At 67.3% G+C, this 23373-nt stretch carries 19 protein-coding genes; 4 read left to right on the top strand and 15 right to left on the bottom strand.

Going from position 1 to position 23373, the window contains the following annotated elements:
- Positions 1-9: 9 nt before the first annotated feature.
- Genes J2X65_RS03340 through J2X65_RS03330 form a run of 3 tightly spaced genes read left to right on the top strand, consistent with a single transcriptional unit; the run spans position 10 to position 2443 of the window.
- Positions 10-1089 (top strand): ABC transporter substrate-binding protein, encoded by a 1080-nt coding sequence (locus J2X65_RS03340; protein ID WP_310197979.1) that lies wholly within the window; start codon positions 10-12, stop codon positions 1087-1089.
- A complete protein-coding gene (locus tag J2X65_RS03335) occupies positions 1086-1862 on the top strand; it encodes an ABC transporter ATP-binding protein (RefSeq protein ID WP_310197975.1) in 777 nt (258 codons plus the stop codon). Before J2X65_RS03340 ends, J2X65_RS03335 begins: the two co-directional genes overlap by 4 nt.
- Positions 1859-2443, top strand: coding sequence for a tetratricopeptide repeat protein (locus tag J2X65_RS03330; protein ID WP_310197972.1), 585 nt, complete (start codon positions 1859-1861; stop codon positions 2441-2443). The genes J2X65_RS03335 and J2X65_RS03330 overlap by 4 nt, the downstream gene beginning before the upstream one ends.
- Before the next feature lie 51 nt (positions 2444-2494).
- On the opposite strand, the gene J2X65_RS03325 is transcribed toward J2X65_RS03330, so the two are convergent.
- Genes J2X65_RS03325 through J2X65_RS03310 form a run of 4 tightly spaced genes read right to left on the bottom strand, consistent with a single transcriptional unit; the run spans position 2495 to position 6413 of the window.
- The gene (locus tag J2X65_RS03325; RefSeq protein WP_310197969.1) at positions 2495-3529 is read right to left on the bottom strand and encodes an extracellular solute-binding protein; all 1035 of its coding nucleotides are present in this window, start codon (positions 3527-3529) and stop codon (positions 2495-2497) included.
- A gap of 40 nt (positions 3530-3569) precedes the next feature.
- Positions 3570-4388, bottom strand: a complete 819-nt coding sequence (locus J2X65_RS03320; RefSeq protein WP_310197965.1) for an ABC transporter permease — start codon at positions 4386-4388, stop codon at positions 3570-3572.
- The gene (locus tag J2X65_RS03315; RefSeq protein ID WP_310197962.1) at positions 4381-5304 is read right to left on the bottom strand and encodes an ABC transporter permease; all 924 of its coding nucleotides are present in this window, start codon (positions 5302-5304) and stop codon (positions 4381-4383) included. The genes J2X65_RS03320 and J2X65_RS03315 overlap by 8 nt, the downstream gene beginning before the upstream one ends.
- A gap of 2 nt (positions 5305-5306) precedes the next feature.
- Complete coding sequence (locus J2X65_RS03310; RefSeq protein WP_310197960.1) at positions 5307-6413, bottom strand: ABC transporter ATP-binding protein; 1107 nt, start codon at positions 6411-6413, stop codon at positions 5307-5309.
- Positions 6414-6568: 155 nt separating this feature from the next.
- Between J2X65_RS03310 and J2X65_RS03305 the strand changes: the two genes are divergently transcribed.
- Positions 6569-8236 (top strand): amidohydrolase, encoded by a 1668-nt coding sequence (locus J2X65_RS03305; RefSeq protein ID WP_310197957.1) that lies wholly within the window; start codon positions 6569-6571, stop codon positions 8234-8236.
- Here J2X65_RS03305 and J2X65_RS03300 read toward each other — a convergent pair.
- From J2X65_RS03300 to J2X65_RS03250, 11 genes are all read right to left on the bottom strand, one after another.
- Positions 8215-9675 (bottom strand): amidase, encoded by a 1461-nt coding sequence (locus J2X65_RS03300; protein ID WP_310197954.1) that lies wholly within the window; start codon positions 9673-9675, stop codon positions 8215-8217. The two genes, J2X65_RS03305 and J2X65_RS03300, sit on opposite strands and share 22 nt — an antisense overlap.
- A gap of 45 nt (positions 9676-9720) precedes the next feature.
- Entirely contained in the window at positions 9721-10890 is a 1170-nt protein-coding gene (locus tag J2X65_RS03295; RefSeq protein ID WP_310197951.1) for an MFS transporter, read from the bottom strand.
- 54 nt (positions 10891-10944) lie between these two features.
- Positions 10945-12234, bottom strand: coding sequence for a protease (locus J2X65_RS03290; protein WP_310197949.1), 1290 nt, complete (start codon positions 12232-12234; stop codon positions 10945-10947).
- Positions 12235-12448: 214 nt separating this feature from the next.
- Positions 12449-14809 (bottom strand): xanthine dehydrogenase family protein molybdopterin-binding subunit, encoded by a 2361-nt coding sequence (locus J2X65_RS03285; RefSeq protein ID WP_310197946.1) that lies wholly within the window; start codon positions 14807-14809, stop codon positions 12449-12451.
- A gap of 11 nt (positions 14810-14820) precedes the next feature.
- Positions 14821-15276, bottom strand: coding sequence for a 2Fe-2S iron-sulfur cluster-binding protein (locus tag J2X65_RS03280; protein WP_310197944.1), 456 nt, complete (start codon positions 15274-15276; stop codon positions 14821-14823).
- A gap of 18 nt (positions 15277-15294) precedes the next feature.
- The gene (locus J2X65_RS03275; protein WP_310197941.1) at positions 15295-16146 is read right to left on the bottom strand and encodes an FAD binding domain-containing protein; all 852 of its coding nucleotides are present in this window, start codon (positions 16144-16146) and stop codon (positions 15295-15297) included.
- A gap of 94 nt (positions 16147-16240) precedes the next feature.
- Positions 16241-17245 carry an ABC transporter permease gene (locus J2X65_RS03270; protein WP_310197938.1) on the bottom strand — a complete coding sequence of 335 codons (1005 nt, stop codon included), beginning with the start codon at positions 17243-17245 and terminating at the stop codon, positions 16241-16243.
- Entirely contained in the window at positions 17238-18305 is a 1068-nt protein-coding gene (locus J2X65_RS03265) for an ABC transporter permease (RefSeq protein WP_310197935.1), read from the bottom strand. The genes J2X65_RS03270 and J2X65_RS03265 overlap by 8 nt, the downstream gene beginning before the upstream one ends.
- Positions 18302-19840: a sugar ABC transporter ATP-binding protein gene (locus J2X65_RS03260; protein ID WP_310197932.1), complete on the bottom strand. Its 1539-nt coding sequence runs from the start codon at positions 19838-19840 to the stop codon at positions 18302-18304. Before J2X65_RS03260 ends, J2X65_RS03265 begins: the two co-directional genes overlap by 4 nt.
- A 338-nt stretch (positions 19841-20178) precedes the next feature.
- Complete coding sequence (torT, locus tag J2X65_RS03255) at positions 20179-21288, bottom strand: TMAO reductase system periplasmic protein TorT (RefSeq protein WP_310197929.1); 1110 nt, start codon at positions 21286-21288, stop codon at positions 20179-20181.
- 130 nt (positions 21289-21418) lie between these two features.
- Positions 21419-23368, bottom strand: a complete 1950-nt coding sequence (locus J2X65_RS03250) for a hydantoinase B/oxoprolinase family protein (RefSeq protein ID WP_310197926.1) — start codon at positions 23366-23368, stop codon at positions 21419-21421.
- Between the last annotated feature and the right edge of the window lie 5 nt (positions 23369-23373).

The raw sequence follows: 23373 nt of genomic DNA, 5'->3' as shown, positions 1-23373 counted from the left end.
ACGGAAATCATGGTCGACATTCTCGAACGCCCTTCGGCTTCCGCACCCGCCCCCGTCAAGGTCGGCGCCCGCGAAGCCTGGTACACCATCTGTCCGACCTTCGTGGCGTCCAATGTGGCGCAGGAGTTCGGATGGATCGAGGAAGAGCTGCGCCGGATCGGCGCGTCCTTGTCCTATCTGCGCTCGCTCCCGGTGGAACAGGGCTATCTCCCGCATTTCAGCCATCGCTTCGCGCATCTGTTCCGCGACGGCGGCAATATCCCCTCGATCTGGGCCAAGGCCGACAATGTCGACACCACGCTGATCGGCCTCACCGAAACGCAGCACGGCGGCACCATCGTGGTGCGGGCGGACGATGCCGCCCGCAGGGTCGCGGCGCTGAAGGGCCGGCGCTTCGGGCTGTCGCGCAGCGCCAACCCCGCCAAGATCGACTGGTGGCGGGCGACCTCCGAGCAGGGGATCCTGAAAGCGCTGGCGCTCGCCGGCCTGTCACGCGCCGATGTGGAGATCGTCGATATCGCCAATGACGACCGCGGCTTCGGCGAGGCCTCGCGTCCGTCCGAATTATGGGCGAAGCGGCGCGGCGATCTCGTCTTCACGCCCGAAGCGCGGGCGCTGCAGGCCGGCGAGGTCGATGCCATCTTCGCAAGCCACGGCCGCGCGCTCGGGCTGGAGCGGACCGGCGGGTTCAAGCAGGTGGAGGATTTCTCCCGCCATCCCGACTGGGCGTTGCAGGTCTCCAACAGTCCCTATGCGCTCACCGTGAACACCGATTTCGCCAGGGCGAACCGTGACATCGTCGTCGCCTTCCTGCGTGCCACCGCGCGGGCGGCCCGCTGGCTCGACGGCAATCGCGAGGCCGGGGCGGCGATCCTGCACCGCGTCACCTATCACCCGCGTGTCGCCGACACCGCCGCCGCCATCGCCGGCACCGATTTCCTGCCGGCGCTGACGCCGCGCAAGCTCGCCGGCATCGACCTTCAGAAGCGCTTCCTGGTCGAGCACGGCTACATCAGCCGTGATTTCGACAGCCGCGACTGGGCCGACGCCTCCTATCTCGACGAAGCGCTGGAGTCTCTCACCTCATGACCGCACGCGGCAACCTCGAAATCCGCGACGTCGAGAAGCATTACGACGTCGACGGCCGCCCGTTGAAGATTCTCGATCGCATCAATATCGACGTCGCCAATGGCGAGTTCGTGTCCATCGTCGGCCCGAGCGGCTGCGGCAAGTCCACCATACTGCGCCTGGTGGTCGGGCTCGACGACGACTATGCCGGCACCATCCGCCTGCATGGCGAACCGATCCGTGGCACCAGCCTCGATCGCGGCATCGTCTTCCAGGACCATCGCCTGCTGCCCTGGCTGACGCTGGAGCAGAATATCGGCCTCAGCCTGGAGAATGCCGGTCTCGGCGCCGAGGAGAAGAAGCGCACCATCGCCGAGCACATCGCGCTGGTGGGGCTGCGCGGTTTCGAGAAGGTCTACCCCTACCAGCTGTCCGGCGGCATGGCGCAGCGCGCCGCCATCGCCCGCGGCCTTGTCGGCCGGCCGGAAATCCTTCTGCTCGACGAGCCGCTCGGGGCGCTGGACGCGCTCACCCGGCTGCGGTTGCAGGAGGAACTGCTCAGCATCTGGCGCATCGAGAAGACCACCATGATCCTGGTGACCCACGATGTCGACGAGGCGATCTATCTCAGCGACCGGGTGCTGGTGATGACCGCCAATCCCGGCCGCATCGTCAAGGAGATCACCGTCGACCTGCCGCATCGGCGCGACCGCGGCAGCGCCGTCTTCGCTGCGATCAAGCGGGACATCCTGCGGGAGATGGGCGAGGTCGCCGTGCATGTGGCGGCGGCATGAGCGGCGGCATGGGCGGCAGTATGGGCGGCGCGGTCATGCCTGCCGATGCCGCGCGGAGAGCGTTCCGCACGGACCGGACGCCTTGGCCCGGCATCCGGCCTCATCGTACACCTCACCATACCCGCTGGCGGGGCTGGGTGGGGTTTGCCCGTGCGGGCGTCTTGGCGTTGATGATGGGTGCCGCCACGGCGGCGGGCGCGGTCGATACCCCGCCCTCCGACGCCCTGCCGGACCTCGCCCCGATCCGCGCGCTAATCTATTCCGGCGACTACGAAAAAGCGGCCGCCGAGCTGGGCGACCTCGCGACGCGGGTGCGCCATGCCGACGTGTTCAACCTGCTCGGCTACAGCCTGCGGCAGCTGAAGCGCTATGACGAAGCCGACCGCTGGTACCGCGAGGCGATCTATTTCGACCCCACACATCGCCAGGCCATTGAATATCAAGGCGAATTATTCATCGCCACTGGCAGGCTCGACAAGGCGAAGGAGAATCTCGTCACCTTGAAGATCTTCTGCCGGACCGGCTGCCCGGAGCTCGACAAGTTGCAAAAGGCCTATGCGGAGGCTGGCGGCAAGGAATAGCGCCGCGCCGGAAAGAAGAGGCCGGGCATCGCCCGGCCTCCTGGCATCACATTACTTGTTCACGTCGGTCCAGATGCGGGTATAGAGCTCGTTGACCTCCGGCGCGCAGGTGGCAAGGAACTCGCCGGCCTTCTTGAACTGCTCGGGGATGACGAGTTCGGGCGCGTCCTTCATGTCGGCCGGCAGGAACTGATCGGACCCCTTGATTCCATTCGCATATTTGGCGAAGGACGAAATCAGCGCGGCGTTCTCCGGCTCCATGATGAAGTTCATGAACAGCTTGGCGTTCTCGACATTCTTGGCGTCCTTCAGGATCGCGACGCTGTCCATAAACAGCGGATAGCCTTCCTTCGGATAGCCGAAAACGATATCCGGGTTCTTCAGGCGCGAGCGCAGGATGGCGCCGTTCCAGTAGTACACGCCGGCATAATCGCCCGAGGGCAGCTTTTCGGTTACGCTGTAGTCCATGGCAAGCCATTTCGGCTTGGCGGCCACCAGGGTGTCGCGGGCCTTCTTCAGGATTTCCTTGTCGGTCGTGCACCAGTCGCCGCCGAGATACTTGATGGTGGCGAACAGGACGTCGCTCATCTCCGGCTCGACATTGATCTTGCCGATCAGTTCCTTCGGCGGATCGAGGAAGATCGCCGAGGTATTGACGTCCCCGCCATAGACCTTCTTGTTGACGCCGATGCCGCTGAGGCCCCACTGCCACGGAACCGTGTAGTGCCGGCCCGGATCCCACGGCACATTCACCCAGCGCTCGTCGACATTCTTGAAGTTCGACATCTGGTCCGGCCGCGCCTCGAGCAGCAGGCCTTCCTTGATCCAGATCGGCACGTAATTGGCCGAGGGCACGACGATGTCGAAGCCATGACCGCCGGCGCGGATCTTGGCGAGCGCGGTGTCGTTGGAATCGTAGTCCGTGACGGTAACCTTGACCTTGTACTTGTCTTCGAACTTCTTGATCATCTCGGGGCTGGTGTAATCGCCCCAGTTGTAGATGTTGAGTGCACCTTCGGCTGCGGCACTGCCGGCAAAGCCAAGGATCGCGACCATCGCGCCTGCCGCCGTCATCTTCCAGTTCATGGTTCCCGTCTCCGTCAGGTTGTCGTGAGACCTGGTTTTGTCAGGTCTTCTTGCGGTTGATGAAGAAGAAGGCTGTCACCAGCAGCACCGACAAGGCGAGGAAGGCGGTGGCGATGGCGTTGACCTCGGGCGTCACGGCGCGGCGGAGCTGCCCGAGCATATAGGTCGGCAGGGTGTCCTGGCCGCCCGACTTGACGAATTCGGTGATGACGACGTCGTCGAGCGAAATGACGAAGGCCAGCATGAAGCCGGCGATGATGCCGGGGCGCAGCAGCGGCAGCGTCACCCGGCGGAACACGTTCCATGGCGTCGCGTAGAGGTCGGCGGCGGCCCGTTCGAGAGCGCTGTCCATGCCTTCGAGCCGGGCGCGGATCGGCAGGTAGGCGAAGGGGATGCAGAACGCGGTGTGGGCGAGGATCAGATAGCCGAGCCCGGAATAGCCGGTCCATACCTTGACGCGCGCGAACACGATGAGGAGCGCGACCGCGGTGACGATCTCTGGCACCATCAAGGGCAGGTTGATGAAAGCATATTTGACCCCGAGCCCGCGATAGGCGGCGGTGCGCGTGGTGGCGATCGCCGCCATGGTCGCGGCGGTCGTGGCGAAGATGGCCGCGCTCAGCGCAATGACGAGCGAACGCCAGGCCGCATCCTGCACCGCCGTATTGGCGGCGGCATCGGCGAACCAGCGCAAGGAGAGGCCGCCCCAGGCGGTCAGCGACTCCGAATCGTTGAAGGCATAGGCCACCAGAGTGATGATCGGCAGATAGAGCAGTGCGAAGGTGAACAGGGCGAGGAAGGCGAAGCCGGGCTGGGCGCGGATGTCAAAGCGGGCTTTGGTCAAGCGGAATTCAGCCATGTCCCGCCCCCGTGCGCGACGCGTTGCGCACATAAAAAAGCATGGCGACCATCACCAGCACCATCAGGGTGATGGAAATGGCGGCGCCGAGCGGCCAGTTGCGGCCGGCGCCGAACTGCAACTCGATGAGGTTGCCGAGCATCAGGTTCTTGCCGCCACCCAGCACCCGTGGAATCACATAGGCGCCGAGCGAGGGCACGAAGACGAGGATCGAACCGGCGACGATGCCGGGCTTGACCAGCGGAATGATGATCCGTCGCAGTACCGCCCAGCGGCTGGCGTAGAGGTCGTAGCCGGCCTCGATCAGCCGGAAATCGAGCTTCTCCATGCTGGCATAGAGCGGCAACACCATGAGCGGCAGATAGACATAGACCATGCCGAACAGGATCGCCCAGTCGGTGTACATGATCTGCAGCGGCTGATCGATGACGCCGAGCCCCCGCAATATGGTGTTGAGGATACCCTCGTTGCGGATCACCTGCTGCATGGCGAAGGTGCGGATGAGCAGGTTGGTCCAGAACGGGATGGTGATGAGGAATACCCAGATTTCCCGGGAACGGCGCGGCCGCGTGGCGATGAAATAGGCGGTGGGGAAGCCCAGCGCCAAGGTCGCAAGCGTGGTGATGATCGACAGTTTCACCGAGCGCCACAGGATCGACAGGTGCGCGTCGGCCAAGGTGACGGTGTCGTCGAACATGTCGCGCTGGAACAGCACGGAGAACCAGCCGTCGAGCGAGTATTGCCCGAACTTCACATCGCCATAATCGCCCTTCGCCATGAATGAATAGGCAAGCATGACGAAAAGCGGGCCGATGGCGGCGAGGAAGACGATGATCAGCGCCGGCGCCGACAACAGCCAGCGGCGGCGGATGCTTTCGTGCTCGGCGCGCTGGGCGATCTCTGCCGCGGTTGCCATCGTCAATCCCGCAGCACTTGCGCGGCATCCGCCGCGATCTCGATGCCGACCCGGTCGCCGATCGCAAAGCCACAGGACTGGGCGCGGCTGTTCTGTTGTCGCACGGTAAACAGGTCGTCCTCGCCGAGACGCACATGGATATGCGTGTCGGTGCCGAAATAGACGATGTTCTCCACCATGCCGGAGAGCTGGCCGCCCTGCGCCACGGCCCGCGCATGCTCCGGCCGCACCACGATGGTGGCATCACCCTTCGGCTGGAAGCCTTCGGCGATGGTGGCAAGGATGTCGGTACCCGACTTCAGCCGCACATTGGCGACACCGTTGGAGATGCCGGTGACGGCTGCAGTGAGGAAATTGGTTTCGCCGATGAAGTCGGCGACGAAGCGTTCGGCCGGTTTGTCGTAGATGTCCCAGGGCGAGCCGATCTGCCTCACCTTGCCCTTCGACATGACCGCGATGCGGTCGGACATGGTGAGCGCTTCTTCCTGGTCGTGGGTGACGAAGACAAAGGTGATGCCGGTCTCGTGCTGCAGCCGCTTCAATTCGATCTGCATCTCTTTGCGCAGCTTGTAGTCGAGCGCCGAGAGCGGTTCGTCGAGCAGCAAAACCTTGGGCGCCGGCGCCAGCGCCCGGGCAAGTGCGACGCGCTGGGCCTGGCCGCCGGATATCTGGTCGGTGCGGCGCCGGGCAAGTTCTTCCATGTGCACGAGCTTCAGCATCTCGGCCACGCGGGCTGCGATCTCGCCCTTCGGCCGGCCGAGCATCTGCAGGCCAAAGGCCACGTTCTCCCACACGGTGAGGTGAGGGAACAGGGCGTAGCTCTGGAAGACGGTGTTGATCGGCCGCTTGAAGGGGGGCAGGCCGGCAATATCCTGTCCATCGAGCAGGATGGCGCCTTCGGAGGGGTACTCGAAGCCGGCGATCAGCCGGAGGAGAGTGGTCTTGCCGCAGCCGGAAGGGCCGAGCAGGGTGAAGAACTCGTTCTCGCGTATGGCGAGCGACACATTGTCGAGCGCGCGCAACGCGCCGGGGCCTTCCCCAAATTGCTTGACGATTCCCTTGGCTTCGATTGCGACGCGCTTGTCCTGTGCCGTGGCAGGCTCCGGCATCATTCACCCGTTGGTTATTGCCGTTCTCTGGAGGCCTCGGGCGATGCCCTGGGCCGTTGTTGTTGAAACCAGCCTATGGGACGGCTTGGCGGCGGGCAAGCAGGCCGGCTAAGAATGTGATCATATTTTTGGCCAGTCGATTTGAGGAGCAACCCTTGCCGAGCGCCGACATTATCATCGAGAACGCCCGCATCCTCACCATGGACCCTACACGGCCTTTCGCCGAGGCGATCGCCCTGAGAGGCGGCTGCATTCTCGCCGTCGGCTCGCGCGCCGAGGTGACGGAGATTGCCGGCTCCCCGGTCCGGCGGATCGATGCCGGTGGCGCCAGCGTGCTGCCCGGATTCATCGACAGCCATATTCATCTTTTCACCGGCGGAGCCCAGCTCGCCAGCCTGTCGCTCGCCGGCTTCGCCGGCTTCGAGCAGATTGCGACGGCGATTCGCGAACGGGCCCGTTCCGATGCGTCCAATGTGCTGATCGCCGAGCAGGCGGCCTATTTCATGTTCGGCGACGATCAGCCGATCACCCGCCAACTGCTCGACCGCGTATTGCCGGACCGGCCGCTCGCCTTGTTCGCCAGCGACCATCACACCATGTGGGCGAACACCAAGGCGCTCGAGGCTGCCGGCATTCTCCACGGGAGGGATTTGCCGCCAGGCAACGAGATCGTCATGGGTGCCGACGGGCTTGCCGCCGGCGAGTTGCGGGAATTCGAGGCCATGGCGCCGATCTCGGCGCTGACGCCGACCGGCGGTCGCGAAATGCTCGGCCTTGCCGGTCACGAGCCGAAGACCCCGCCAACCGCCGCCGACCGCGCTGTCGACAAGGGGATCATCAAGCAGGGGCTCGCTTATTGCGCCTCGCTCGGCATTACCAGCTTCCACAACATGGACGGTAATTTCTACCAGCTGGAATTGTTGGGAGAGATCGAGGCGGCAGGCGAATTGATCGTGCGCGGGCGGGTGCCGTTTCGTTTTACGCCGGGCATGGCGCTTTCCGAGCTTGAAAAGGCGGTGGAGATGCGGTCGCGCTGGCGCTCCGACCGGCTGAAGGCCGATTTCGTGAAGATCTTCATGGATGGCGTGGTCGAATCCACCACCGCTCACATGTTCGAGGACTATATCGGCTCGCCGGGCGTGCGCGGCGCCTCTTATTTCGAGCAGGACGAGTTCGACGCCATCTGTGCCGAAATCGACCGTCTTGGCTTCCAGATCACCGTCCATGCCATCGGCGATCTGGCGGTAAACCGCACGCTCAACGGCTATGAGGCGGCACGGCGCGCCAATGGCGCGCGCGACAGCCGCCATCGCATCGAACATATCGAGGTGCTGGCCCCGCGTGACCTTGGCCGTTTCGCCGAGCTCGGTGTCATCGCCTCGATGCAGCCGACCCACGCGCCGGGGGGGTATTATCCGCCGGAGCCGATCCTCTCCATGATCGGGCGCGAGCGGATGATGCTGGCCTATCCCTGGCAGACCATCCGCACCACTGGCGCCCGCCTGGTGTTCGCCAGCGACTGGCCTGTGGCGCCGCTCGATCCGCTGCTGGGCATCCGCACCGCCGTAACGCGCGGCCCGGTATTTGAAGGCGCGCCGGACGAGCGGCAGAGCCTCGTCGATTCGATTGCCGGCTTTACCCGCGACGGCGCGTTTGCCGAGTTTGCCGAAGCGAGCAAGGGCGTGCTCCGGCCGGGTGCGGTGGCCGACATCGTCATACTCGACGGCGATATCGAGGCGACCGCGCCCGACGAGATCGACGCGATGAAGGTGGCCGCCACGCTTTGTGGCGGCCAGATCACCTATGAGCGCAGCGCGGCGTAGCTGATCGGCGGGCGGCGCTGGAACCACGGCGCCGCCTCCTCGATGCGGGCGCAGACACCGAGCAGCAATTCGTCACGGCCGAAGCCGGCGGCGAGATGAACCCCGACCGGCAGCCCGTCCTCGGTCCAATGCAGCGGCAGCGAGGCCGCCGGCTGGCCAGAGGCATTGAAGGCGGCGGTGAACGGCGAATAGGCGAACACCATTCCCGGGGCCATCCGGTAGTCGACATAGTTCTTGCCGAGGTGGTTGAAGCGCCCAAGCCTTGCCGGCGGTTCGGCCAGGGTTGCCGTCAGCAGCAGATCGTAACGCTGGAAGAAGCCGGCCAATTCGCGACCATAGGCATGCACCTTGTTGACCGCCTCGAGGTAGTCGGCGCCGCTCACCGTGCGGGCATAGGCGATGGCGGTGCGGGCGACGTTCTCGATCTCGTCCTCGGCAAGCGGGCGGCCGCGCCGGCGCACCGCGCTCTCGACCGAAAGTGCCGTGCCGCAGGCGATCACCTTTGTCCAGGCGACCATCATGCCGGACGTATCGGCATCGAGGCGAGCTTCCTCAACTTGGTGGCCGAAGTCTTCCAGCAGCCGCGCCGCCTTCTCGACGGCGGCACGGCAGTCGGGATGGATCGCCTCGCCGGTGAGATTGGTCGGGATGAAGGCGATGCGCAGTGGCTTGTCCTGCCGGCCCAGCGCGGCGCCGAACGAAGCTTCCAGCGGTGGCGCCGCATAGGGCGCGCCGAGATCGGAGCCGTGGGTGGCATCGAGCAGTACGGCGGTGTCGCGCACCGAGCGGGTCAGGAAGCCGTCGATCGCCATACCGGCCCAGCCTTCGCCGACATAGGGGCCGTCCGGCAGGCGGGCGCGGGTGGCCTTGAAGCCGAACAGGCCGCAGCTTGAAGCCGGAATGCGGACCGAGCCGCCGCCGTCCGAGCCGTGCGCCACGGGCACCATGCCGGAGGCGACGGCCGCCGCCGCCCCGCCGGAGGAGCCGCCCGGCGTGTGGTCCGGATTCCAAGGGTTGCGCGTCGGCCCGCCATAGACCGCCGCCTCGGTGGTCGGCCCGACGCCGCCTTCCGGCGAGGTGGTCCGTCCGAAGGTGACTAGGCCGGCCATCTTCAACCGCACATAGATCGCCGAATCCTGGCCATAATGCGTATTGGCGAACAGTCGCGAACCGTTGTTGGACGGAAAGTCGATCGCCTCGGCACCCAGATCCTTCAGCAGGAAGGGCACGCCCTTGAGCGGGCCATCGGGCAACCCCTCGGCGATGAGGCGGCGCGCGACGTCTTCCCGCTGCATCACGACGGCGTTGAGCCGCGGATTGAGAGCGTCGACCCGTCGCAGCGCCTCGTCGAGAAGTTCGGTGGGGGTCACCTCCCGCCGATGTACCAGATCGGCCAGCGCGACGGCGTCGCAGCTCTCGAACAGATCACTCAAACTCACGATCGAACTCCAGTATCCGGCGTTCCGTCTTGGGACGGCGAAACTTCACGGCTCGGTGCGCAGCGTCGTCGCTTCCGGCGGCGAGCGGAACATCAGCGCGGCGATGGCGAACAGGGCGCAGGCCAGCGCCACGAAGGCCACCAATCCATGCGTCGTCGCCTGCATGGCGACGCCGGCCATGGTCGGTCCGAGCAGGGCGCCCACGCCCCAGAACAGTCCCATGCCGGCATAGATGCCGACGATATCGCTGCCGGAGAAGCGGCTGCCGACGATGGTCAGCATCATCGTGTAGATGCCGACGAACAGGCCGCCCCAGACGAACAGTAGCGGATAGATCGCCCATTGGGCCTCAAGCGCCCACGGCCACGCCGCCGCGCCGATGGCGGAGAGCACGGCGAGCCCGATGATGAGCGACTGGCGGTCCATCTTGTCGCCCAGCCAGCCGATCGGCAGCTGCAGCACGATGGCGCCGAACATCATGCAGGTCATGAGCTGAGTCGCCTGCGCCTCCTGCCAGCCCACCGACATCGCATAGAGCGTCAGGAAGGTCAGGCCGGCGGTTTCGACCGCCGCGTTCAGCGCCGTCGCGGCCATGGCGACCGGCGCGAGACGGATGTAGCGGAACGGATTGCTGTGATGCGGCTGCTCGATCACGGGAGCCACAATGCTGGGCGATATCACAAACGCCGCCGCGCATGCGGCGAGGCCGGCGCCGATTCCGTAAGGCAGGAATCCTTCGGAGCCGGCAATCGACAGGATCAGCGGGCCGAGGGCGAAGCCGACCGACATGGCGGCGGTATAGGCCCCCATGGTGCGCGCGCGCGAGGACTCCGAACTCAGGGCGTTCAGCCACGTCTCCGACAGGACGAAGAGAACCTCGGAGGCGGCGCCGAGCAGGATGCGCAGCGGGAACCACAGCCAGACCAGCGGCATGGCGGGGAAAATGCAAAGCAGCAGCGCGGCCAGCAGCAGCGAGCCGATCACCGAGCGCCGCAGGCCGAAAAATGCCGTGAGGCGCGGCAGCAGAAAGGCCATGAGCAGCACGCCTATCGCATGCATGGCGGCATTGGCACCGATCAATGCTTCGCTCAGGCCTCTTTCAGCGAGATCGAGCGCGATCAGCGCAGCGCTCAGGCTATAGGTAAGCCCGAAAATCGTGGCGGTGGCGATGATGGCGATACGGGCCAGGATGGTGCTTCCGGCTTCCGGCTGCATGTCGTCGATCTCCCCCTCCGGACCAGGGCCGCGCGCGGCGATGGTCCAGGTTCCCTAAACGGCTTGCTGAGCCTTGGCGCGCCGAATTCCCCGACCCATGCGCTCCGGCAGCTCGATGATGGCAGACAAGGCTCGCGCATAGTCCAGCACCAGGCCCGGCGTCCAGGCCATCAGCTCGGCGCGGCGCCTGATGACGCCGGCTGCCCAGAACTCCGGTAGCATCAAAAGCCGCGCGAGGAACCACGGCGAGCGCACCTCTTCGGCAAAAAGGCCTTCGACGGCGGCGTCGAGGGCCTTAGCCACCGAACTGGAGCAGTTGCGGTTGGTGAGATTGTAGGTGGTTTCCTGGCGGTAACTCGCCCAGAACGCACGCAGCGCCTCGATATCGAGGCCGGCGAGCTCGACCTGCCAGCTCGAGGGGCACCATTCGGCGCTTTCATAGGTGTAGCTGGGCTGGAACTTGCCGGGCACGTCGTTTTCCCGGGTGGCGCGCAGGATGCGGGTGAACTGCGCGCCGTCGCGGTCGATCTCCACCGCCGGATAATGGCTGATATAGATGTCCGGTCCGGCTTCCAGCGCCGCGTGGCCGGTGGAGACCACGCCATGCTCGTCCAGCGCCGCCACATAGCGGGCGATGCCGCGGCTCAGCCCAACCAGATCGCCCGTCGGCGTCCACACATGCACGGTGACGGTGCCGTAGGCGGGAGCGGCGGGCAGTTGCCCTGTATCGGGAGCCGCCGTACCGCCGCGCGGCCAGCCGTCGCTGAGGATGCGGGCGATCGGCATGTTTTCCGGCAGGCGCCGGAGCCGTCGCGCGGTGACGAGCAGGCCGTAGGCGGTGACGATCATCAGCGTGCCGACATCCTCGCCCACCTCGCCCTGCCAGCCTGTCGGCCAGGGAAGGAAAGACCAGAGACCCAGCAGAAACTCGATGCCTGCGGCGACGAGCGAGCCCCGCCAGCGCGGGAACCGTACCACCCAGGCGCTGGCCGCCCGGAAGCTCGCATCGGTGACCAGGAAGGTGCCGACGAGGAGGCCGACCAGCATATCGCTTCCCCAGGGGCGGAGAATGATGAGCAGGGAGATGGCGACCAGGATGCCGGCCTTGCTGAAGCGCAGGGCGCGTCGGGTGCCGGTGCCGGTGAAGCCGGCGATCAGCGAGGCTCCGGCATCGAGCAGCAGCGGCACGGTGAACCAGACCGGCGGAATGCGCCGCTCGTCGCTGAGCGCGTTGACGAGGATGAGGACGCCCATCAGCAGCCATGCCAGTCCGACGAGGCCGATGACCCACCATTTGGCACGAATGACCCGGGCACCGATCAGCAGCAGCAGGACTTCAATCATGGATGACCTTACAGGAAAACGCCGTCCCGCGGTTGGCTGCCACGGTGAGCGATCTCCAGGAGCATGAAGGAGGCAGGCCGATGGTGCACGGCCTCCGGGGACGGCCGGAGCCTATCAATCCATGCTTCGGTTCCGCAAGCTTTCTGAACGTTGTCAACGATCTGGCATGAAGATCGGCGGGCCGATGGCCGTGCGGGACGGAGGAGGGTTGGCCTCAGCCCGCCTCGCCGCCGTGGGGGCGCACCAGATTGTCCTCCCATGCCTGTCGAATATGGGGAAAGGCGAGCTCGCCCTGCCTGCCCAGCAGCATGGCCAGCACGCGCGGCGGGGTCAGCGGCAATTCCTGCACACGGGCGCCGGTTGCATTCGCCACGGCGCAGGCGACGCTCGCTCCGACATTGAGGATAGGAACTTCGCCCGCTCCCTTGGTGCCCAGCGGCCCGAGGGATGGGGCGCCTTCGAACAGCTCGACCTCGACCGGCACGACGTCGGAGGCGAGCGGCACGCGATAAGTCTCGAAACCGCTCTGGCAGATCCGACCCTGCGCGTCGATCGATACTTCCTCATGCAGCGCATAGCCGAGGCCCTGCACCACGCCGCCCTGGATCTGGCCGCCAATGGCGCTGCGGTTCAGCGCCCGCCCCACATCCTGAACCACGCGATAGCTCAGCACCTCGACATGGCCGGTGTCGGGGTCGACGGCGACCTCGCAGTCGTGGACGGCGAAGATTGGAATGTCGATGGCATCGATGAAATGCCCGGCGGTGCAGCCGGGCATGGCCGGCACGCCCTTGCGGGTAAACGCCCCGGTGCCGGCAATCGGGCCCGTCAATGCCTGTGCGCGGGCCGCTACCTCGGCGATTGTGAAACCAGCTCCATTGGGGCCGGCGATCTCCATCCGACCGTCCTCCATGACGAGATCGTCGGGTGCGGCGTCGAGCATCTGTGCGGCACAGGCCAGCAGCTTGCCGCGCACCTCCTGCGCCGCCTGGAGGCTGGCGGCGCCAAGCGAGACGGTCTGCCGGCCGCCGCCGACGCCGACATCGTAGCCGGCGGCATCGGTATCGGCCTGACGCACCACCACATCCTCCGGCCGGATGCCGAGCGTCGCGGCGACGATCTGCGGCAGGCTCTGCATCATCGAGCCGGAGCCGATCTCGACACCGGAAGTGACCAGCGTGGCGCTGCCATCGGCATTCATGTTCACCGTCGCCGCCGAGGGGCCGACGAAGACAAACCAGGTGCCCACCGTGGTCGCGCGCCCGTAAAGGCGCCCGTCCTGCGGGTCGCGCGAGGGCGCGGCGGCGCGCAGCGCTTCCATGCGGTCCAGCATCGGGCGCAAGACGTCGCCCTCGAACACCTGGCCGGTTGCGCCGAAATCGCCGTCGCCGAGCACGTTGCGTCGGCGGAACTCCAGCGGGTCCATGCCGATGGCGGCGGCGATCTCGTCGGTGTGCCGCTCCAGCGCAAAGGTATTGTAGACGCCGTTGCAGGCGCGGAAGGCGCCGTTCGGCGCGGTATTGGTGTAGATGGCGCGGGAGGCGAGGCGGGTCGCGCCGAGCTTGTAGTTGCCGCCCAGCGTGTGGGCGGTCATGGTGGTGAGAAAGATCTGCTCGCCGCCATAGGCGCCGCAATCCATCAGCACCACCGCCTCGCGCCCGGCGATCTCGCCGGCCGGCGTCACCGCCGAGCGGATGCGGATCTCGGCATTCTCGCGGAACAGGCAGGTGAGCATCTCCTCCTCGCGGGAGTTGACCAGCCGCACCGACCGCCCGCTCATCTTCGCCAGCAGCGCGGCGAAAGGCTCGATAGCGATGTCGAATTTGAGCCCGAAGGCGCCGCCGACGGGGGGCACCGTCACCCGCACCTGCGAGGCCGGAATGCCGAGGAAGCGCGCTGTGGCGTTGCGTACCGTCCAGGGCACCTGGGTCGAGGTCTCGATATGGAAACGGGCTTCGTCGTAATTGGCCACCGCCGCCCGCGGCTCGAACGCCATGTGGTTCTGCCGCCCGACGCGGAACGTGCTCTCGACCACGGTAACGTCCGGCCGGGCGAAGGCGGCATCGACGTCGCCGCGCACCACCGTCGCCTCCCAGGCGACATTGCCGGCGCGCGCGCCGCCCTCCAGCAGCACCTCGTAGTTCTGCCATTCCGCATGCAGCAGCGGAGCATCGGGCGCCAGCGCCTCCTCCATGGTGAAGGCGGCCGGCAACGGCACGATCTCGACCTCGATCGCCTCCAGCGCCGCCTGCGCCTGCTCCAGTGTGTCGGCGGCGATGGCGGCCAACGGTTCGCCGATATAGCGCACCACATCCTCGGCGAAGAGTGAATGATCGGCGATGCCGATGCCGACGCGTCCGGGCGCATCGGCCGCCGTCGCCACGGCACGGACGCCCGGGAGGGCGGCGGCCTTGGCCACATCGAGGCGCACGATGCGTCCCGACGGCACCTGCGCGCGCAGCACCGCGGCATGCAGCATGCCGGCATGGGTGCGGTCGATGGTGTAGCGCGTGCGGCCGGTGAGCTTGTCGCCGGCGTCGCGGCGGCGAAATTCCATGACGGCATCGATCGTCATCACGGCCTCCTTCATGCGCCGGCGGCGTCGAGCGCGGCGGCGACGATGCGCTCATAGCCGGTGCAGCGGCACGCGTTGCCAGTGAGGGCGGCGCGTACCTGGTCGCGGCTCGGGCGTGGCGTGTGGGCGAGAAAATGCGTCAGTGTGACCACCATGCCGGGAAAGCACATGCCGCACTGCACGGCATCATGTTCCGCGAGCTTCGCCTGAACCGGGTTGAGCCGTCCGCCGGCCGACAACCCTTCGATGGTGCGGATCTCGCATCCCTCCGCCAGTCCGGCCGGGGTGAGACAGGAAACCACCGGCTCGCCGTCCAGCTGCACGGTGCAGGCGCCGCAAAAACCTTCGCGGCACACCGGCTTGGCGCCGGTCAGATGAAACTCCTCGCGCAGCACGTCGACCAGCGGCGTCAGCGGGTTGGCGAGAGAGCGCCTGGATTCGCCGTTGACCGTCATGTGGATCGGCATGGTGATCTCCTGTCCGGATCAATGAAGTGCGGCGACGGCACGGCGGACCAGCGCCGGCAGCACCGAGACCCGGTACCAGCCCGGCGCCTCCACCCCGTCGCGGCCGGTGAACTCGCCCGCAAGCTCGGTGGCGAGGCGATGCGCGATGCCGGCGTTGAGCGGCGCGCCGGCGAGCGCCGCCTCGAGGCGGGTCCAGCGGCGCGCCACCGTCTCCACCGAGCCGACGGCAATGCGGAATTGGGCGACCCGCCCGGCGGCGTCGGACGTCACCGAAAGGCTGACGATGGCGGTCGGGTAATCACCCGCCTTGCGCAGCGGCAGGCGAGCATGGGCGCTCCGGCCTGGCGCGCGCGGAATGAGGACGCGAGCCAGCAACTGGCCCGGATCAAGTGATTGGCGGATCGAGAGAAATTTTCCAAGTGCCAGACGCTCTGTTCCCGCGCGCGAGCGGATTTCGACCTCGGCGTCGAGGCAGAGCAGCGCCGGGACCAGGTCGGCCGCGGCGAAATCCGAGGCGCACAGATTGCCGCCGAGGGTGGCGGCGCGGCGCACGGCGGGATTGGCGGAGCGGCCGGCCGCCTCGGCGAGCACCTGCAGGTCCGGTGCGTCGGCGAGAGCCTCGGCGAGCCGGACATGGGTGACGCCGGCGCCGATGGCGGCATGGCTGTCCCCGATCTCGATCCGGGTCAGTTCCGGGATGCGGCCAAGCCCGACATAAGCCGGGCGCAGGCTTTCATGGCGGATCGGCGCGCGCATGATCCAGGTGCCGCCGGCCAGCGGCGCCCCCTCGGCTCCGCGCTCGGCGAGGGCGTCGATGGCGGTATCCAGGGAGGGGGCGACGTAGAGCGAAGGGGGAATCCGTGGCATCATCGAGATACCTCCGAGGGCCGGTGGCGGCGATGTCCGGTCGGTAGGGTGAGGTGTATGGTGAGGACGATCTGTCCGATGCGGCCGATTTCCCGCATCAGCGCCGTTCCAGCCGCAGCCGGTCGAGCACGACGCCGGCGATGACGATGGCGCCGAGCACCACCATCTGCACATAGCCATCGATGCGGGCGAGGTTCATTCCGTTCGACAGGATGGTGACGAACAGCGCGCCGACCACGGCTGTGCCCACCCCGCCGCGCCCGCCGGCGAGGCTGGTGCCGCCCACCACCGCCGCGGCGATGGCCTGCAGCGACAGCGAGCCGCCGAGATTGGGCTCGCCCGAGCCGGTGCGCGCCGTCATCATCAGCGCCCCGAGAGCGCCGAGGCTGGAGCACAGCACATAGGTGGCCACCAAGAGCCGCTTCACCGGCAGTCCCGCCACTGCGGCGGCGCGGGGATTGGTGCCGATGACGTAGAGCGCGCGGCCATAGACGGTGCGGGTCAGCACGAGGTGCAGCCCGATGCCGACCATCACCGCGATGACGATCGCCGCCGGCACCCCGAACAGGCTGCCGCCATAGAGCAGGTGCGAGAACAGATCCGGCACCCCCTGCACCGGCCGCCCGGCGGAGATGGTGGTGGCGACGCCGATGGCGATGTTGTAGCTGCCCAGCGTCGCCACGAAGGGACTGACCCCGAGATAGGCGACGACGACGCCATTGAACACGCCGCAGGCGGCGCCGAGGGCGAAGCCGGCCGCCAGCCCCATCAGCAGCACGATGCCGGGTTCCTGCCCGCCGGCGACCCCGGCCGCCATGGCCAGCGCCGCGCCGACGCTGACCATGGAGACGGTTGGTCCCAGAGCGAGGTCGAAGCCGCGGGTGAGGATCACCACCGTCTGCGCCATGGCGAACAGGGCGAGGTAGCTCGCCTGCTGCGCGATGTTGACCAGATTGCCCGGCGTGAGCACGGCGGAATCCACCGCCGCGAAGCCGAGCAGCAGCACGATCAGGGCGATGGGCAGTGCCGCCTGCCACAGCAGGGCCGACAGGGCGGCGCGGCGATCGGCCGGCGAGGGCAGGGAGGGGGAGACGTCAGACACGGGCTTTCCTCCGCCGGCCGAGTTCGTCCAGCGCCACCGCCGCCACCATGATGACGCCGAGAAACACCGGCTGCAGGCGCGAATCGATGTGGAGCAGGTTGAGGGCGTTGCCGAGAATGGTGAGGAACAGCGCGCTGACCGCGACGATCTCCACCCGCCCGACGCCGCCGCGCAGGCTGACCCCGCCGATGACGGCGGCGGCGATGGATTGCAGCATCATGCGGTCACCGCCGAAGCTCGCCTGGCCGGAGCCGACCTGGGCGGTGAGCAGGATGCCGGCGAGCGCGGCGAGCACGCCGGACAGCACATAGGTGCCGACCAGGTGCCGGCGGATGCCGACGCCGGAGACGATGGCGGCGTCGGCATTGCCGCCGATGGCGTAGACATAGCGGCCGAACAGGGAGCGCCGCTGCACGAACACCATCGCCAGCAGCACGATGAGCGCCACATAGATCGCGGTCGGCAGGCCGAGGAACTGGGCCCGGCCGAATTCGCGCACGAAGCTCTGCGGCATGCCGTAGACCGGGATGCCCGAGGTGATCATCAGCGCCACCCCGGCCGTCGCCGACATGGTGCCGAGGGTGACGACGAAGCCGGAGACTTTCAGCCGGGCGACGCACAGGCCGTTGACCAGCCCCACCGCCGCGCCGCTGCCGAGCCCGGCGGCGACGCCGCCGGCAATGACGAGGGCCTCGTTGCCGGGGAAGGCGGCGGCGAGCATGCCCATGGTCTTGGCCGTCACCACGCTGGCCAGCGCCACCACCGCGCCGACCGACAGGTCGAAGCCGCCGGCGATGATCACCAGCGCCTGCCCGCAGGCGACGATGGTGAGGAAGGAGGCGTTGCGCAGGATGTTGAGGATGTTGATCGGCCCGTAAAATTGCGGGTCGATAGCCGACATGCCGGCCACCACCAGGATCAGCAGCGCCGGCAGGAAGCCGATGCGGCCGAGAAGGCCGCGGCCGGAGGCGGCGATGCCGGGGCGGGCGGCGAGGGCGGGAGCATTGGCCGAGGCAGCGTTGGCGGAGGAGGCGCTGGCGGAGGAGGTTTGCGCGTTCATGCCGCCTCCGTCGCCAGATGTTCCTTGAAGAAGGAGGCCAGCACGTTCTGCTCGGTCTTCTCGCTGCCGGCGAGCTCGGCGGCGATGCGGCCGTGATGCATGACATAGAGGCGGTTGGACAGCGCCAGCACCTCCGGCAGTTCCGAGGACACGACGATGACCGCCGCGCCCGCCTCCACCAGCTGCTTCATGAACTCATAAACCTCGAGCTTGGCGCCGACATCGATGCCGACGCTCGGCTCGTCGAACAGGAAGACCTTGAGGTCGCGGGTCAGTGCCCGGCCGAGCATCACCTTCTGGCGGTTGCCGCCGGAGAGCGCCCCCGCCGGCCGCTCGATATTGGGCGGGCGCAGCTTCAGCCGCTCCATCGCCGCGCCGACCAGGCTGCGCTCGCTGCCCGGCCGCAGCAGGCCGAAGCGGGCGAAGCCGGGCAGGTCCAGCGCCGTCATCGAGGCGTTCTCGCGGATGGGGCGCGACAAAGCGAGCCCCTCCGCCACCCGGTTGGCCGGGAAATAGGCGATGCCGCGCGTCAGGCTGGCGCGCGGGGCCGGCGCGTCATAGGGCGTGCCGTCGATGCGGACCGTGCCGGCGCTCATTGGCTCCAGCCCGTAGATCGCCCGCACCAGCTCCGACTTGCCGCAGCCGACCAGCCCGGCAATTCCGGTGATCTCGCCGGCCCGGGCGTGGAAATTCACCTCCTTCACCGAGCCATCGGCAAGGGAGAGGCCCTCGACATCAACAGCCACCCCGGTGGGGGCGTGCGGAATGGCGGGAAACAGCACGTCGATGCGCCGGCCGGTCATCAGCTCGACCAGCTCGCCATCGGTGACCCTGGCGGCGTCGAGGGTGCGGATGTGGCGGCCGTCGCGCAGCACCGTCACCCTGTCGGCCAGTGCGCGGATCTCGCGCATGCGGTGCGAGACATAGATGAGGCCGACGCCCTGGGCTTTCAGCTTGGCGATCAATTCGAACAGCCGGCCGGTCTCGCGCTCGGTGAGCGAGGCGGTGGGCTCGTCGAGGATGAGCAGGCGCACCTTGCCGAGCAGGGCCTTGGCGATCTCCGCCATCTGCTGGTGGGCGCGGGAGAGGTCGTCGACGCGCCGGCCCGGATCGAGATCGAAGCCGAGCTCGTCGATGAGGGCGCGGGCCTTTTTCCGCATCGCCCCGGCGCGCAGCACGCCGCCGGTGGAGACCTCGCGGCCGAGGAACAGGTTTTCCTCCACCGTCAGGCTCGGCACCAGCGAGAACTCCTGGAACACCGGGCTGATGCCGATGGCACGCGCCCGCTGCGGCGAGAGGTGGCGGATCTCCTCGCCATCGAAGTGGAAGCTGCCCTCGTCCGGCGGGAAGGTGCCGGAGATGACGTTGATCAGCGTCGACTTGCCGGCGCCGTTCTCGCCGAACAGCACGTGCAGTTCGCCCGCCCGGACGTCGAGATCGACGTGATCGAGCGCACGCACGCCGGTGAAGCGTTTCGATATGCCCTTCAGCTCCAGCAGGGGGGCGGCCTGTCCGGCCTCTACGCTGATGTTCATCCGTTCTCCTACGGCCGCCTTCATTGCAGGGGGCATGCCACTCCCATCGTCCCGCATGTCAGGCTGTGCCGGGCGCGGCCTGTTCCTTCTCCGTCAAAATCGGATACATCCGATTTTGACGGAGAAGGATGGGGTGAGGGGTTTTCTTCGCTTCCCAATCGTGTCGCCCCTCACCGACCCCGCTTTGCGGGGCCACCTCTCCCCAACGGGGAGAGGGTAAGAAAGACGCACGTGAATCCTCACCCCATGAGGAGATCGAAGCCGTTGCCCGCCCATGCGAGGCTCCGTGCGCGGGGGACGCACGGAGCCTCGACGCGGTGCTGTCGCCCGTGGGGGTGCTACTTCGCCTTGACCGAGTAGACCGGGCTCCAGCTCGCCGGCGCGAGCACGAGGTCCATCTGCAGCTTCGGCACGGTGGTCTTGTCGATCACCGCCGCCACCGGCTGTACCAGCGCGGTCACCGGCTTCTTCTCGATCAGCCGGATCGCCTGGTCGATGGCGATGGCGCCCTCGCCGACCGGGTACTGGGTGGCGAAGGCGAGGATGTCGCCGCGGTTCAGCGCGTCGAGCATCGCCTGGTTCTCATAGGAGGAGATCACCTTGATGTCGGTGCGGCCGGCCTCGGCGACGGCGCCGATGGCGGCCTCGGCGGTGGGCGCGCTGCCCCAGATGACGTTCATCGAGGGATAGGCCTGCAGCGCGTCCTGGATCAGCTGCAGCTGCACCGCGACGCCGGAATCGCCGAACTTCTCGCCGAGGATCTTGGCCTTGGGGTTCTTCGACACCGCCTTCTTGAAGCCCTCGTTGAAGGATTCCGCCCAGCCCGAGCCGGCCGGGCCGGGGAAGGTGACGATGTTGAGTTCCTCATCCGGCTTCGACTGCGCCAGCAGGCCCTCGCCGGTGACCTCGCCCATGGCGACGAAGTCGACATAGTTGGCGGCCGGCAGGGCGTTGGGCGGCAGCGGGTTGGTGACGCCGACCACCGGAATGCCCTTGGCCTTGGCTTCCTCGAACTTCTTCATCAGGCCGGCGCCGGAGATGGCGCCGACGATGATGGCGTCGGCCTTGGCCGCCATGCAGTCGTCGAACTGCGACAGCTGCTTGGGCAGGTTCTCGTAGCCGCCGGCCTCGTAGAGATTCATGTTCACATTGGACGCCTCGGCCTGCTTGACCACGCCATAGGCGACCGCGACCCAGAAGCTGTCCTTCATGTGCGGGAACAGCACGCAGATATTGTAGGGCTTCTCGGCCTTGGCGAGCGGGGTGTACTCGGCCGGCTTGGGCGTGCCCGAGGAAGAGTCGTAGATCTTCATCGGGAACCACTTCTCCTCCGCCGCCGCGGGGGAGAGCGAGGCGGCGGCGAAGGCGATGAGGGCGGCGCCGGCGAGGGCGCGCCGCCTCAGGCGGGCGAGGGAGGTCGTGCGGGGGGCATGCGTGCGGGAAGACATGGTTCTCGTCCTCTGGTTGGTGTCGGACGGGAGGGGACGGTGGGCCCGCCTTTCTCTCCCGGAGGCACTGCGTGGCGCCGCGGAGGCGGCGATGAACTCCGCCGCCGCACCTCGCGGGCGGCGATAAGGATCAGCCGGCCCAGCCGGCGACCGAGCGGCGCTCGAACACGTCGCGGAACTGGCGGGTGGATTCGGTGAGCAGCTCGCCGGTGCCCCAGTCGAGGATCACCGCATGCTGGCGGATGGCGTCGAGGGCGTCGATCTCGCCGGCCCGGTAGCGCTCGGCCACCAGCGCCGGATCGAGCCGCGCCTGGTCGACGCGGCGGGCGCGGATCGCCTCGCGCAGCGCCTGCGTCGCCGGCTCGTCGATGCGGTAGTCGCACAGCTCGGCGTCGATGGTCTCGATGACGACGCCATAGTCCTTGGCGGCGCGGTCGACCGAGACGTAATCGTCCTTCACGTCCTCCAGCACCGAGGCGGGATCGCGCTCCAAGGGATCGCCGAAGCCGCCGCCGCCGGCGGTGGGGCGGGAGAACACGTCGCCCTCGGCGATCGGCACGTCGGAGAAGATCGAGCCGAGCCGCTCCTCCTCGTTCGCCCCGGCGCGCTTCAGCGTGAGGCCGTGCGGCATGGAGGGCAGCCCGCCCTCGATGCCCCACACCACCGCGCGCTCGCGGTCGCAGATATAGGAGATGACGGTCTTCTCGGCCTCGAGCATCACCGAGGTCTTCACCACCCCGGCGCCGCCGCGCCATTTGCCCGGGCCGGGGCTGTCGCGCAGGATCTCGCATTCGGTAGTGAGGATCGGGTTGGCGCGCTCCTGGCCCTCCACCGGCTGCGCCATCATGCCGGTGCCGAAGCAGGCGGTGGTGACGTTGGCGCCGTCCTTGCCGTTGCGCCCGCCCCAGCCGCCGGGCAGCCAGTCGTAGAACATGAAGATCGGCTTGTCCGGCGTGCGCGCGTCGCGGCCGCCGGTGAGCAGATATTCGAGGTTGAAGGCGCAGGCGAGCGCCCGCTCGGGCATCAGCTTCGACCACATCTCGTAGATGGCGTTCATGATCTTCTCGAACGGCATCAGGAAGCCGGTGACGGCGATCGGCCATTGGGCATCGACGATCGAGCCCTCCGGCACGACGATCTCGAAGCAGCGGTAGAAGCCGGAATTGAGCGGCAGATCGGGGAAGAAGGTCTTCATCCCCGCCGCCACCGCCGAGAAGGTGGTGCCGAAGGCCGAATTGTAGATGGAGCCGATCACCGGGTGCGAGCCGGTGAAGTCGTAGATCGCCTTGTCGCCCTTGATGGTGAGCTTGATGCGAATGGGTATCATGCCCTCGCCGCCGGCCGGGTCGCGATCGATGAAGTCGACCGTCTCCCATTCGCCGTCCGGCAGCGCGGCGATGCGGGCGCGGGCGGAGCGCTCGACATAGTCCTGCACGGCGGACAGGCCGGTCTCCACCGTCTCGCGGCCATATTTGCCGACCAGACGATGGATCTCGCGCTCGCACACCGCGGTCGCCTGCGCCTGCGCCTGGATGTCGCCGATGATCGAGGCGGGATCGCGGGTGTTCGACGCGATGAGGTGGGCGACGTCCTTGCAGAAGCGGCCCTTGTCGAACAGCCGCACCGGGGTGATGCGCAGGCCCTCCTTGAACATCTCCTTGGCGGAGACGTCGAAGGAGCCCGGCACCGAGCCGCCGACATCCGACCAGTGGCCGTTGGACTGGGCGAAGGCGATGATCTTGCCGTCGGCGAACACCGGCCGGATGAGGCGGACGTCGGAGAAGTGGGTGCCGCCGGCATAGGGGTCGTTGATGGCGTAGACGTCGCCCTCGTGCATGTCGCCTTCGAAGTGGCGCATCACTTCCTTGCAGGTGAAGTGCAGCGTGCCGACGTGGACGGCGATATCGGCATTGCCCTGGGCGGCGCATTCGCCGCTGGCGTCGTGCAGGGCGCTGGAGAAGTCGTGGTTGTAGATCACGAAGGAATAGCAGGTCCGCAGGATCTGCTCGCCCATCTGGTCGACGCTGGTGATGAAGGAGTTCTTGAGGACCTCGAAGGTCACGGGATCGAGCTCGGCCATCGGTC

This window comes from Ancylobacter sp. 3268 (assembly GCF_031456575.1).
Taxonomy (GTDB): Bacteria; Pseudomonadota; Alphaproteobacteria; order Rhizobiales; family Xanthobacteraceae; genus Ancylobacter.
Note: the sequence above shows the minus strand (reverse complement) of the source record. Positions and strands in the feature narration are given on the sequence as shown.

What these genes read in the sequence shown, in the direction of transcription:
- J2X65_RS03325 (WP_310197969.1), bottom strand. Translation starts at nt 3,529, where the DNA reads ATGAACTGGAAGATGACGGCGGCAGGCGCGATGGTCGCGATCCTTGGC.
- J2X65_RS03280 (WP_310197944.1), bottom strand. Translation starts at nt 15,276, where the DNA reads ATGCCGATCCACATGACGGTCAACGGCGAATCCAGGCGCTCTCTCGCC.
- J2X65_RS03310 (WP_310197960.1), bottom strand. Translation starts at nt 6,413, where the DNA reads ATGCCGGAGCCTGCCACGGCACAGGACAAGCGCGTCGCAATCGAAGCC.
- J2X65_RS03315 (WP_310197962.1), bottom strand. Translation starts at nt 5,304, where the DNA reads ATGGCAACCGCGGCAGAGATCGCCCAGCGCGCCGAGCACGAAAGCATC.
- J2X65_RS03330 (WP_310197972.1), top strand. Translation starts at nt 1,859, where the DNA reads ATGAGCGGCGGCATGGGCGGCAGTATGGGCGGCGCGGTCATGCCTGCC.
- J2X65_RS03285 (WP_310197946.1), bottom strand. Translation starts at nt 14,809, where the DNA reads ATGACGATCGATGCCGTCATGGAATTTCGCCGCCGCGACGCCGGCGAC.
- J2X65_RS03265 (WP_310197935.1), bottom strand. Translation starts at nt 18,305, where the DNA reads ATGAACGCGCAAACCTCCTCCGCCAGCGCCTCCTCCGCCAACGCTGCC.
- J2X65_RS03290 (WP_310197949.1), bottom strand. Translation starts at nt 12,234, where the DNA reads ATGATTGAAGTCCTGCTGCTGCTGATCGGTGCCCGGGTCATTCGTGCC.
- J2X65_RS03260 (WP_310197932.1), bottom strand. Translation starts at nt 19,840, where the DNA reads ATGAACATCAGCGTAGAGGCCGGACAGGCCGCCCCCCTGCTGGAGCTG.
- J2X65_RS03340 (WP_310197979.1), top strand. Translation starts at nt 10, where the DNA reads ATGGTCGACATTCTCGAACGCCCTTCGGCTTCCGCACCCGCCCCCGTC.
- J2X65_RS03250 (WP_310197926.1), bottom strand. Translation starts at nt 23,368, where the DNA reads ATGGCCGAGCTCGATCCCGTGACCTTCGAGGTCCTCAAGAACTCCTTC.
- J2X65_RS03335 (WP_310197975.1), top strand. Translation starts at nt 1,086, where the DNA reads ATGACCGCACGCGGCAACCTCGAAATCCGCGACGTCGAGAAGCATTAC.
- torT (WP_310197929.1), bottom strand. Translation starts at nt 21,288, where the DNA reads ATGTCTTCCCGCACGCATGCCCCCCGCACGACCTCCCTCGCCCGCCTG.
- J2X65_RS03275 (WP_310197941.1), bottom strand. Translation starts at nt 16,146, where the DNA reads ATGATGCCACGGATTCCCCCTTCGCTCTACGTCGCCCCCTCCCTGGAT.
- J2X65_RS03295 (WP_310197951.1), bottom strand. Translation starts at nt 10,890, where the DNA reads ATGCAGCCGGAAGCCGGAAGCACCATCCTGGCCCGTATCGCCATCATC.
- J2X65_RS03320 (WP_310197965.1), bottom strand. Translation starts at nt 4,388, where the DNA reads ATGGCTGAATTCCGCTTGACCAAAGCCCGCTTTGACATCCGCGCCCAG.